At 34.7% G+C, this 12,465-nt stretch carries 8 protein-coding genes; 3 read left to right on the forward strand and 5 right to left on the reverse strand.

Annotation, left to right across the window (positions count from 1 at the left end):
* Positions 1-256 precede the first annotated feature (256 nt).
* Complete coding sequence (locus AsAng_RS05615; protein ID WP_264791815.1) at positions 257-1,411, forward strand: hypothetical protein; 1,155 nt, start codon at positions 257-259, stop codon at positions 1,409-1,411.
* Between the two features lie 54 nt (positions 1,412-1,465).
* Here the strand turns inward: AsAng_RS05615 and AsAng_RS05620 are convergent, their stop codons facing one another.
* From AsAng_RS05620 to AsAng_RS05635, 4 genes are all read right to left on the reverse strand, one after another.
* A complete protein-coding gene (locus AsAng_RS05620) occupies positions 1,466-2,497 on the reverse strand; it encodes a S41 family peptidase (RefSeq protein WP_264791816.1) in 1,032 nt (343 codons plus the stop codon).
* A gap of 4 nt (positions 2,498-2,501) precedes the next feature.
* Positions 2,502-3,311: a hypothetical protein gene (locus AsAng_RS05625; RefSeq protein ID WP_264791817.1), complete on the reverse strand. Its 810-nt coding sequence runs from the start codon at positions 3,309-3,311 to the stop codon at positions 2,502-2,504.
* Between the two features lie 109 nt (positions 3,312-3,420).
* Complete coding sequence (locus AsAng_RS05630; protein ID WP_264791818.1) at positions 3,421-3,984, reverse strand: Crp/Fnr family transcriptional regulator; 564 nt, start codon at positions 3,982-3,984, stop codon at positions 3,421-3,423.
* Between the two features lie 377 nt (positions 3,985-4,361).
* Entirely contained in the window at positions 4,362-5,498 is a 1,137-nt protein-coding gene (locus AsAng_RS05635; protein ID WP_264791819.1) for a T9SS type A sorting domain-containing protein, read from the reverse strand.
* A 251-nt stretch (positions 5,499-5,749) separates the two neighbouring features.
* Here AsAng_RS05635 and AsAng_RS05640 point away from each other — a divergent pair, with 251 nt between their 5' ends.
* Both AsAng_RS05640 and AsAng_RS05645 read left to right on the forward strand, forming a co-directional pair.
* Positions 5,750-9,889: a DUF7619 domain-containing protein gene (locus AsAng_RS05640; RefSeq protein ID WP_264791820.1), complete on the forward strand. Its 4,140-nt coding sequence runs from the start codon at positions 5,750-5,752 to the stop codon at positions 9,887-9,889.
* 35 nt (positions 9,890-9,924) lie between these two features.
* Positions 9,925-10,365, forward strand: a complete 441-nt coding sequence (locus tag AsAng_RS05645; protein ID WP_264791821.1) for a hypothetical protein — start codon at positions 9,925-9,927, stop codon at positions 10,363-10,365.
* Between the two features lie 316 nt (positions 10,366-10,681).
* On the opposite strand, the gene AsAng_RS05650 is transcribed toward AsAng_RS05645, so the two are convergent.
* Positions 10,682-12,229 carry a hypothetical protein gene (locus AsAng_RS05650; RefSeq protein WP_264791822.1) on the reverse strand — a complete coding sequence of 516 codons (1,548 nt, stop codon included), beginning with the start codon at positions 12,227-12,229 and terminating at the stop codon, positions 10,682-10,684.
* Between the last annotated feature and the right edge of the window lie 236 nt (positions 12,230-12,465).

Below are 12,465 nucleotides of genomic sequence, written 5' to 3' on the forward strand. Positions count from 1 at the left end.
TCATAAAACATTCATTATTTAATGATTCAGTCTGCTAATTATTAAAAAAAAGAAAAAAATGATAGCGGAAAAATTGCTTAATGGAGAAGTTTTATTGATACAATAATGACCCACTGCCGAATGTCAATCAATTTAGACCAAATAATCAAAGAATATTAAATTTAAAATTCCTTATTTTGATTTGGTATTTAAGTTGCTTTTTTTTGAAAGCGTAAAATTACTAATTGCATTGGCATAAATTGTAAAAACACATAGCATGAAACTGTTTTTTATAGGGATATTTTTGTTGAGTACTAACTTTTCTTTTGGAACCTCTATCCTAGGGGGTGGAATGATTGCATCAAAGGCTCAATTGAACTTAGATTCTTTTCCGATTTGTTCAAAATTTGATAAGCAGGTAAAAATAGATACGAACCTATTCACCAATAAACAAAATAACAACATCGATTTTGTCATTGCTAAAAACGAATACCAGTTGGTTGGTTGGATAGATTTAAACAAAGATAACAAAGCCGATATTGTTGCTCATGAACCGAGTGCAGTTGGAACAAGTAATGAACAGTTTTTTACTTTTTTTATTAATTGTGGAAATGGTTATTATGCGCCAACATTGGTAGAATATGGGAGAAAATTTTACATCAAAAAAGACCTCACAAACCATTTTGATTGCCATCATATTATCTTAGAATCTTGGGATATAATAGGGGATGCTGGGGAAATGTCGGTCAACAAACATTTTTATACCTATTCTTTTGATGGAGAGCAGACCTTTAAAAGAATGTTTCCAGAGCTTGTTTTTGAAAACAAAGATCTTTTTATGGAAGAAATTCCAGGCGACTATATTTCTCCCATTAGTGTTAATCAAAATTCTATTAAGGTTGATTTTATAAGGGTTCAACAAGAAGCAAATAGAATTGATATCGAATTAAAAAACCAAAAAATACTGAGCTTAGAATCTGTAAAACCGAATGAGATTATAGAGGGTAAAAGTCATTACAAATTGATTCAATATTATAAAAAAATAGACCATGTGCTTTTCCAAAAACAAGCGTGGGAGGCAGAGGAATATGTTTTAATATCTTTAGAAGATGGTTCTTTGACAAGGTTAAAGAATCGCCCGATTTTTTCTGAAAGCCAAGAAAAGTTTTGCACCATTAAAAACCAAGAAAAAGGTCATACCATAGATAAAAAGTTGGCTTTATATTCCATTAAAAATAAAGCAATAACTCCTCCTGTTATCATAGATATAAAGGGAAGCTCTGGCACTTCTCCTAGAAATCGATCCAGAAAATTTTCGATAAAGTTAGTTGATTGGATTGGAGAATCAGGATTGCGCTGTATTCAAACCATTGACAATGGAATGCAGGATGTTGAACGGGAAGCTACTATTTGGCTAAAAAAAGATTTTTAGTAAATTGGGACAGATTCCATTTCTTATGGAATCTGTCCTTTGACGTTAATGGTACTATAATAGTTCGATAATAGCTCGTTCAATTAGTTTATCCTCAGAGGTCGTTTCCCCGTAGGTGGGATCATTTTTAACAACAATTGAGGGAGTTATGCCTTCTTTAAAGTAGGAGGTTCCATCTGGAAATTCTGTTCTAGAATTTGTAATAGAAAAGGCCCAACCATTGGATAAATCTTTATGGGTAACATTACCTGAACAACCAAGAGAGCGGGACCCAATATGTACCAAATTATCTCTTTGCAGCATTGCTAGAAGAAACATCTCTCCACCACTACAAGTACAGCCGTTGGATAATAATGCTATTTTTACAGTTCTAAATCCAGAATCTCCTTGTGGTTCAACTTCCCATTCCTTTTTTATAAATGTTGAACCGTTGGGGTAGTACTCATTCATATAAATGCTTTTCTTATTAAGGAACCGTTGGGCAATATACCTAGGAACATAATTGGTGCCACCCGCATAGGAACGCATATCTACGATTAATGACTTTACGCCTTTCTTTTGGAGTTCTTGGACAATTGTATTAATCGCTAAAACCCCTTCTTCTACGCCTAAAGAACTTGTTCCTCCAACATTAGAATTGAACGAGTTGATATAGATATAACCGATGTCATTATGCGTTTTAACGGTACCGTAGGTATAAAAATGACCTTGCTTGATGATGTCTATTTCTTGAAATAAAGGGCGTTTTATTTCAAGGTTAAGCGGGGTCTTGACGGCGACATATACCTGTTTATCTAGCTGCTCTAAGGGATAAACATGGGGGTCTTTTAGTTCATTTAGTTGAACTTCTAATAAGATTTTAGCTAAGTTTTCTTGTGTTGGTTTTGCTGTTATTTCGCCTAAGTACTTTAACCTTAATTCTTCCATGGTAAATGGATGAAAATCACGGTAGGCATAATCCTTTTTTAAATATTCAAAAAATAAATTATAATCCGCTTCAACCGAATGATCTACTACAAAATCTTTATCACATGCACTAAATAATACAAGTGATGATAGACCAAATATGCATAATATCTTTCTCATTATTCTAAAATTTATAAGTTAGGCCAATGGTATTGTTAATGTCAATGCCTTTTTTTATTAGAGGTTGTTTTAAGTGTTTGTAGGCTAGTATGAACGCATAATTGAGTGCCAAATTGTTGGTGATGTGGTAGACTAAACGAAGTCGATTTTCCATGTAAATTGTATTTAAAACATGGGCAAATCGTGGCGTCTCAAAAGCTGCTGCTAAAGTTCCTTTTTCTTTTTGTAATTCTTCTGTGATGAGCTGCTGACCATTGTTGTGCGGTCGCCATAAAACACCTAAACAATGAAAATTAAAATCATACTGTAAGGATAATTTAGGACTGATAGCATAATGAAGAGCAGCACTCAGCCCTAACCCTAAATTGATGTCCCACCCATAGGCTAATAGATAAGACTCAGGAAACCATATTTCTCCTCCAAACCCCAAATTACCGCCTAAATAAAACGCTAATTTATTTTCTTGAAGCGTTGATGGGGTTAGGTTAAAAAGGCAGTGGAGTTTAAATTGCCCATTGTAACTCAACAATTGGCTAATTGGATTATCTTTAATGCCCCAAGTACCTGTAGAAAAACCAAGAGCAGTAGTTAAGAGGCACGTTTTACTTTTGTATTCATATTGTAAGGTTCCATTATGACTACCTCCATAGCGTGGTAATCTAGAATAAACAGCATCAAACCTCATATTGTATTGTACGCCATAAAAGAGGGATAAATGATGTTTGGGAATTGGTTTTTCTTGTGCCAGTAGTTTAAATGAAAAACAAATTGATAAGCAAAGGGGCAAAGCAATAAGTACGATTTTTTTTCTCATTATTATTGATTATTGTAGCTTGTTATTTATAAGAAGGTAATTTTTTACACCTCTATATATTTATCCCACAAAATTAATAAGACCTTTAGATATAAAACTTGACCTAAAGTCAAGAAATAATATCTTTTCGTATTCTGCTCAATGTTTCTGGAAGAATGCCAAAGTAGTTGGCGATCTTTTTTAGCGAGATTTTTTGTAACATTTCTGGATTTTTTTGGATTAAATCCAAATACATTTCTTTTTTTGTTTTGGTAAGAAAATCTTTCTCTCGTTGAATTGATCTTAAGAAGTGTTTTTCCAATTCTACTCTTCCGATTTTATTGATTAATAGAGAGGTCTCACATGCCCTTTGATAAGCGTGAAAGTCGAATTCCTCAAATACGCAATCTACGATGGCAACACATTGAATGCTAGAAGGTTCTCTAGTTAGAGCAGAAGCATAAGAACCAAAAAAGGTATTGGCAAAATTAAATAAAATTGTTTTTTCTATTTCGCCAAAAGAGACCGTTACTTCTACAATTCCTTGGTTGAGAAAATGCATCTTATTGGTAATCTTGGAATAAGGAAGAATGATCGTTCCTTTGGCAGCTTTTTTTTGATTTACCTCAAAAGGAAAATCAGATGCCTCGAATTTTGGATGGTAGTTTTGTTTAATATATTCAGTTAAAGTCATAGTAGTGATTGGTATATAGCTGGATTGGTATTCTAGTTGCCTTAAATGGATTGTAAATCAATGGCATAAAATCTTAAAATAGCTCAACTAAACCCTTGTTTTATTTAATTCCAATTGTTTAGCTCGCTTTGCTCGTGAGTCAGCAAGCTGGTTAGCTATTCGTTCCTCATGAGCGGGCTTTGCCTTTGTAGCTTTGGCTACAAGCTTACATCGTTCACTTCGTTCATACTTATAGTTCGCTTTGCTCGTGAGCCAGCAAGCTGGGGTTGTCCTGTACACAGGATAATTCGTTATGAAGAAAATACATAAAAAAAACAGAATAAAGACATAAATGCCTTATTCTGTTTCCTGTTTTTGTCAATCTTTAAAGAATCATTCTATTGCTTGACAATTCGCTTGATGGTTCGTTGGTTGTTAGAGGTAAAATCTAAGAAATAAACCCCTTTAGGCCAAGTTGCTAAATGAATGGTGGTTCCCTTCCGAAAAGATTGGTAAAGCAACTCTTGTCCCTGTATGGAATAGAGCCTTAATTCTACTTCTTGTTCTGTCCCCGTTTCTATGGTCAGTTCGTTATGGGTAGGATTCGGAAACAATTGAATGGTAGGCGTTATGGTTGTTTTGTTGAGTGAGTTGATTAGGTTGCAAGGCATTGGAGTGAGTTGGATGGTAAAATCTTTATACGTTTTACTTAATAGTACTCCTGCGGTATTGTATTCTAATATTGAAAATCCAACAAGGAACGTTCCTGAAATAGTAGGTGTTCCTGATAATTCTCCCGTTGAAGGATTCCAATTAAAAAGGGTATTTCCGATGGGTGATTGATAGGTATAGGGAGCATGGTGAGATACGCTATTATAAGGTGGAGCAGCAGGAGGAATAGGCAGTGGGTTCCCTGAAGTGCCTCCATCAAAAGGAGCGTAAAAAACATAAACTAAAGAGTCTCCATCAGCATCGGTTGCACTAAGATCAACAGAAAAGGTATCATTAACGGTCAGATGTAGTGGTACTTCGTTGTTGAATTTAGGAGAACTATTACAACTCAATAGAGCTGCTGCTGTGATTTCTGTCGTAATCGTCATACCAGTATTATTGGGATCTATTATATTGACGATATTGTAATTTCTACAACAGCGTTGATAACTGATGACATAACCTGAAGAATTAACGGGCAGGGTTACCACGGTACTGTAAACCGTAGCGTGTAGGCATAGGTTAGGAGGGAGGCAGGTGTCTGGATAATTTAAGCTTAAGGTATCGTTAGATGCTGTATCTAAAGGTATAGAAACAGTAGAAATAAAACCATTGGTTTGTGCATTAAAAATTCCAATAGAAGCTGGGTTGTCAAACCAAGGAATTCCACTATCACAATCTCTATAGATTTTTAAATTTATTCGATATTGATTGTTTCCTAAGCAGTCGTAAGTCATTTCTCCGCCGACAATATGTGTGGCAAACGTTTCTTTTTGCAGCCCCAAAAAGAGAATTAAGGCTAATAGCGCATATTTTAATACCATGGTTTTTATTGTATCGTTTTAATTAAAAAAAGAACAAATTTAGTTTATTCTTAGCTGTTTTTCTGTTTTGTCAAGAAAAATAATCTATGATTGGGGGCATATTATTTTATTAGCAAAAGGAGACATAATACCAATACTACATTGATGATTGCCTTGATAACGCCCCAAATTTAGAACAATCAGTGTTTTTTAGATTCTTTTTAGTACTTTTGAATTAAACTCTATTATATATATACCTAAACCTTTATCCTATGAAACTTAATCTAAAAAGCCTTGCTTTCTTCTTTTTGTTTTTTTCTTCGATCCATCTCTTTAGTCAAAGTTTAAACCTCGAATGGGCTTATGCTCCGCAATCCGTAGGGTGGGACGAAGCTTCAGAAATAGTTCAAGATAGCGCTGGATTCATATACGTAACTGGATATTTTGGTCAGACAACAGATTTTGACCCAAGTGCAGGAACAGCAATTCTGAATTCTAATGTAGGTACTGACGACCTTTTTGTTCTAAAACTAGATCCTTTTGGCAACCTTGTTTGGGCAAAAGGAACGAATGTTCCTTCTTTAGTGGATGTTAGAGGTGAAGGACTCGCCATTGATGATGCAGGAAATATTTATGTAACAGGGTACTTTGATGGTACTGTTGATTTTGACCCTGGACCAGCGGTCAATAATTTAACGTCAAATGGAGGGACAGACATCTTTGTTTTGAAACTTGATAACGATGGTGTATTTCAATGGGCACATTCTTTTGGAGACTATAGTGAAGATGAAGGAGTAGCAATTACGACGGATCCAATGGGAAATGTTTGTGTTACTGGTTTTTTTAAGTTTACCGTTGATTTTGACCCTGGATCTGGAATAAATAACCTGACTGCTCTTAATAGAGAAGTTTTTGTACTAAAATTAGATGCAGCGGGCAACCTTGTTTGGGCAAAATCTTTGGAAGGAACGACAAGTTCAGATGAAGGGCGAGATATAAAAACAGATGCAAACGGTAATATTTACATGACAGGATACTTTTCAGGTAATTTGGGGATAGACCCTGGTGTTGGTTCTTCTTTTTTATATAGTCAAGGCAATTGGGATGTTTTTATTGTAAAATGGACTGCTGCGGGTAATTTGGTTTGGGGACGTTCGATAGGAGGTCCAATGGATGATTCTGGCTGGAGCTTAGATGTTGATGCAGGAGGAAATGTTTATACAACGGGATATTTTGAAGGGACCTGCAATTTTGATTTATGGGGAACAAATACCATGGAAACAGCCGTTGGAAATAGCGATATTTTTATCCAAAAATTGGACTCTAACGGTTGGTTTCAATGGGTAAAACCATTTGGAAGTGCGGCTTATGATTGGGGGCAACGAGTTGAAGTTGATAACCATGGAGACGTTTATATTACTGGTTTTTTTGTAGATTCAATAGACTTTGACCCTGGACCAGGAGTGCACCAACTTCGAGCCAATGGAGCCGCAGATGCTTTTATCCAAAAACTTACGAATAATGGTGATTTTCTTTGGGCGACAAGTTTTGGAGGGACACATCAAGAGCGATGCAGAGGTTTATTAGTGGACAAAATAACCAATGATGTTTATACCGCAGGCAAAATAAACGGTGTGGTAGATTTTGACCCAAGTTCTGGTGTTTATAATTTAGGAACAAATGGATGGAATTCCATGTTTGTTTATAAAATGTCACAACATAAGATTTGGGGTGAAGTCTATCAAGATTTTAACCAAAATTGCAATCTTGACATGGGAGAAACACCTATTACCAATAGACACTTAATTATTAACCCTGGTAGCCTTGTTGTGACCACTAATAGTGCTGGAAGGTGGAGTTATCCTAGTTTACCAACAGGGAATTATACCATCACGCTTGACACCTCTGGTGCTTGGATTCCTACTTGTTCTCCGATCCAAAATTTTACGGTTATCAACACAGATAGTATTATGAGGCTTTCGGATTTTGGTGTAATCTCAGGAAATCCTTGTCCTGCTCATACCATTAGTATTAATGCTCCAACGTTAAGACCTGGGTTTTCTAATCAAAAAGTTTATGTTCATGCTTGTAATGATAATATTGCAACTGCGATTATTGATAGTGCTTATGTTATTGTAGAACTAGATGCACTTTTAACGGTTCAAAATAGCTCCTTGCCTTTTACCAGCCTTGGAAACAACCTCTATAAGGTAGAACTAGATAGCCTATATCCGAATGAATGCGCTGATTTTTGGTTAAACTGTACCTTAAGCAACAGTGCTGTCTTAGGACAGAGCCTATGCATGAAAGCTAATTTATATCCAACGAGTCCTTGTATTTGGGATAGCATTCCCAATCCTTATCCTAGTGGTTTTAGTGCGTGTACTAGTTCTTATGATTTTTCTCATTTAGAATTAAGTGCAACTTGTGAAAACGATACGATTAAATATACGCTTACTAATACAGGAACAGGCAATATGTCTTGTTTTGCTCCAATTCGTGTCTTTGTTGATGGGCAATACCTCTTGATGGATTCCATTCAATTAAACAGTGGTTTAGCTGCTAATTTTGCTTATGTTGGTGATGGTAGAACATGGAGAATGGAAGTTAACCAACATCCGTTACATCCTGGCAATTCTCAACCATCTGCTACCGTTGAACGTTGCGGATCACTTAGCAACTGGACTCCTAATTTGGTTAATTTATTTCCTCATGATGATGCCAATCCTGATGTAGATATTTTCTGTGGAGTGGTAACAGGGAGTTATGACCCAAATGATAAAAGGGGCTTTCCATTAGGGTTAGGTACTGAGAACGAAATTCTACCTCAACAAGATTTGGATTACATAATTAGATTTCAAAACACAGGCACAGATACGGCATTTGTCGTTGTTATTCGGGATACTTTGCCAATGGAATTGGATATACTTTCGCTTCGTGAAGGTGCTGCTAGCCATGATTATTCCTTTAGAATTTATGGACCTAGAGTTTTAGAATGGAGGTTTAATAATATTATCTTACCTGATAGCTCTTCAAATTTAATAGCTAGCCAAGGTTTTGTTAGTTTTAAGGTTAAACAAGCTGCCAATTTGCCTTTGGGAACTATTATTAATAATCATGCAGCTATTTATTTTGATTTTAATCAACCTATTATAACCAATACATCTAAGCACAAATTGGCCGTTCCTAAAGAATTGAATTGGGATGGTACAGCAACGATTAGTCGTGCAATTTGCGATAGCTTTATATTTAATTATCTTAATTATAACCAATCGGGTGTTTACTACAATACAGTTCAAAATGGTGGGCAAGATTCTTTATACACCCTTAATCTTACCATTAATCATAGCAGCTCTTCTCAGCTTACCGAAAATGCTTGTATGTCGTATACAGCACCCGATTCACAAGTTTATACAACAAGTGGCCAATACATAGCAGTATTACCCAATGCAAAAGGTTGTGATAGTACGATAACAATTGATTTGACGATAAACAATACTAGTTCGAGTATGCTTACCGAAAGCGCTTGTATGTCGTATACAGCACCCGATTCACAAATTTATACAACAAGTGGCCAATACATAGCAGTGATACCCAATGCAGAAGGTTGTGATAGTACGATAACAATTGATTTGACAATAAACAATACTAGTTCTAGTATGCTTACCGAAAGTGCTTGTATGTCATATACGGCACCCGATTCACAAGTTTATACAACAAGTGGTCAATACATAGCAGTATTACCCAATGCAGAAGGTTGTGATAGTACGATAACAATTGATTTGACGATAAACAATACTAGTTCAAGTATGCTTACCGAAAGTGCTTGTATGTCGTATACAGCACCCGATTCACAAGTTTATACAACAAGTGGTCAATACATAGCAGTATTACCCAATGCAGAAGGTTGTGATAGTACGATAACAATTGATTTGACAATTGATACTTTGGTGAGTGATAGTATTATTCATAATGGAGCAAATTTAATAGCATATAGTAGTGGCTTAAGTTATCAATGGCTAGATTGTAATAATGGGAATAGTCTAATCTCTGGGGCAATTAATCAGCAATTTATTCCTGTTAATAATGGCAGTTATGCTGTAGCAATAACAAATGGGAGTTGTGTTTTAATTTCTGATTGTATTAATGTAACAACGGTTGGTCATTCTTTGATAAAGAATTCAAATATAAAAATATATCCTAATCCTACTAAAGGAAGATTCTATATTAAAAAGGATAATAATGAAGCAATTGAAATAAAGATAGTAAATAATTTAGGGCAAATAATTTATCATAAAACGTCTAATCAATTAATTACTGAGATTAATCTAGATAGAGTGACATCAGGCGTTTATTATCTATCAATTAGTAATGGCCAATCTATTGTTCAGGCAAAAATTATAAAAGAATAGGTGCTTTATTTTTTAGCCTTTTAGATTCGAAATCTATGAAATTAAAATTTTTGAATACGATGGTATATATACTACTAATTCTTTTGGGCATAAATAGTTCTACTTATGCCAATGCTAGTATACCTACATCTTCTACGGAATTGATAATAGAGAATTATCCAATAGATAGAGGAAAAAAGAAACAACGAACAAGAAAGCGATTAAAGAAAAGACAGCGTGTTCAAAGGAGTAAAAAGAAACGTGCTCTCGCAGCTATTGTTGGAGGCAGTATATTAATTCTTCTTGGGGTTGCATCATTAATTCTTGTCGCACTTATTCTGTTAAGTGGAGGGGCAAATGTTTTTCTATATTTAGTGGGAGGGCTTTTGGTTATTTTTGGAGGAATAACCCTTGTTGTTTATGGGGCAATAAGTTTAAAAAATAAAACCCAAAAGGGGAGAATTAATGGCATTAATAAAGGTAAAGTAAGTTATTAAAATAAATATAATTATATCATAAATTTGATTGATAGCCTCGAAGGAAGCTAACAATAAAGGAATAGGACAAGTCTTTGACCAAGCTTGTCCTATTCCTTTATTGTTAGCGATTATACCTACGGTGCTAGGCATTCCAGTTGGTACAGCTGCTCGTGGACTACGTTTATGTGGTATAGCTTTGGCTACAAGCATGCCCAGTTAGTACACTAGTGGGCTTTACCTTTACCAGCGGTGCTACTACGTGGCGGTCCATTGTACCAACCCATGCAGCTCGTTCTCACTCGTGAGCTTGGTTCACTGCGTTCATGCACTATAATTATTTAAGTTTTATTTTGACCATAGCATCTTTTTTACCTTTTATATAACATTCCATCATGAACAATTGCTGTGTTGCATCCACTTCATAAATACGAGTTACATGAAATTGATCAGCTACTTTTCCATCAACATCTTGCATATCTAAAACAGTATGTTTGTCATATTTTCCAGTAGCATTATCTATTTTACATAGCGTTAAGAAACCGCCCTTATCGCTTTTATGCAATGCAGGCAATTCGTCTGCTTTAATATTTAAGTTCTTTGGATTATCAACGTATAATACATAATGGTAATTATTAGTGTGAATGTATTTAATGCTTTTTTGAGATAAAATACCTCCTCCTGTTTGCCTTTTAGGGATTTTTTTAATCCAACTTAATGAAGCATCTGAATTAAATTTTGCTAAAACTACATTTCCATAATCATAGCTGGTGGTGGCGTTAGGACCATATTTTGTGTTGATTTCTTGTTGTTCGCAAATGAGGATTGTGCTACCATCTTTTTGACTAAGTACTTCAAGCAATTTTAAATTAGCTATGCCATGTTTTTTCTTTTCCTTTTTTTCTTTAGGAGTATACTGTGCCGCAAAATCTTTGGGGTATTCATAGTCTAATTGAGCTAGTAAATTACCTTCTTTATCAACTTTAAAATATAAAATTCCTTGGACTAAGACCTTCCCCATAAAGATAGCAGTAACATCTTTTTCATATAGGACAGAACAGACTATATTTCCATCTTTATCTTCCTTTAGTTGAGCTACAGCGGGAAAAATATTTTTCGGAAAATCTAATTTGTTATTTTTGATTTTATAATCTTGATCTATAGAACATATTTCAAAACGTTGCTCTTTCCAAATTCTGACAAGGGAGTAGATCTTACCTGTATTGGATAAGGTATAGGCTAGACAGCCTACTTCCTTGGAGTCATAAGGCAATAGAGCTTTATTTTTATACCATAATTTTTTCATGTTTTTGTCAAAAACATGAAAACCAAATGCCAGTTTGATGTCTTTTTTATAATTAAAATTGGAGTATTGGATCAAAAATTTTGATTCATCAGAGGATTTAATAATCTGAAATGTATTTCTTTTATGCCAAATTGGATTTCCAAAAGAATGGATGCCCAAGCCCCAAAATCGTTCTTTAGTGCTTACGAGAGTTTTGGAACTGCCTAGTGTACCATTACTCGCTTTTATCTCTCTTGCAGCTATCCTGCTATATTTGCTTTTTTTATCAAAATAAGAATAAACATAATAGGCTTTATGATTAATTTTTAAGATTGTGAAATAATCTATTTTTTTAGGAAAGTCATTGTAGTCATTCCGATAAAGTTCTTTTGTTGTTTTAGTATCAAATACTTGGATAAATACTTTGCCTTTATATGTCTTAACAGCAATAGAACGATTCCCATCTAGAGAAAAGTAATTTTTTTCTTCTGCGTCAATAACTTTATATGGAGAACCAAGTTTAACATCTAGATCGGTTGATAGATTTACCTGAGCAGTAACCAAAAGTGGGACAAAGAGGATTAGGAACAAAAATTTCATAGTGTTTTAGCTGTTTTATCAATAAAAAAAATTCTTGCCCGCAAGATAAAAAATATGATATAAAGGTAACGGATATGAGCTAGGAATTATGATCAAATTAAATCGTATAGAATTGCCTTTTTCGTGCGCCAAGACAAGGTGGTAAATGAGGAACTAGCGGTATATTTTTTTTCTTTGTCCACTATTTGTCCACTCTGTTTTTTTGTACTGTAATTATATATGATATATGTTTGTGT

It is taken from the genome of Aureispira anguillae (genome assembly GCF_026000115.1).
Lineage (GTDB): Bacteria > Bacteroidota > Bacteroidia > Chitinophagales > Saprospiraceae > Aureispira > Aureispira anguillae.